Genomic DNA, 391 nt, shown 5'->3' with positions numbered 1-391 from the left:
TCGCCGGAGTGGATCGCGTGGTTTGCCGCGCTGACGCCGTGGCTGATGGTCTGACTGCGTTTCATGCGCTCCGCCCAAGCAGGCGGCTCGCCGCCCGACGAAGCTGCGGACGGCCCGCCTCCCGGCCGTGGCCGTTGGGTGGCTGCCTGCGCGCCAGCCGCAAAACTTTCGCTGAGGCTGGACGCAGTGCGGCGCAGCGGACTCATCGCGGCCGACGCACCCGCCTCGGCGACGCCCGCCAGTCCACCCGCGCGATAGGCAGCGGTGGCGCCGCCTGCGACAGTGGCGGCCCCACGCGCGGTTCCTGCGAGCGCGCCGCCTGCTGCACTGAGACCACCGGCGGTAAGCGCCGTGCCAGCCGCACCGATACCGGCGGCGGCAATGCCTGTGC

At 73.9% G+C, this 391-nt stretch carries 1 pseudogene; it reads right to left on the bottom strand.

Features of this window, described 5'->3' with window-relative positions:
- Positions 1–391, bottom strand: a pseudogene (locus I6F37_RS44025) (P-type conjugative transfer protein TrbL); the annotation flags it as partial.

It is taken from the genome of Bradyrhizobium sp. NBAIM08 (assembly GCF_020193935.1).
In the GTDB taxonomy this organism is placed as follows: Bacteria; Pseudomonadota; Alphaproteobacteria; order Rhizobiales; family Xanthobacteraceae; genus Bradyrhizobium; species Bradyrhizobium yuanmingense.
Note: the sequence above shows the minus strand (reverse complement) of the source record. Positions and strands in the feature narration are given on the sequence as shown.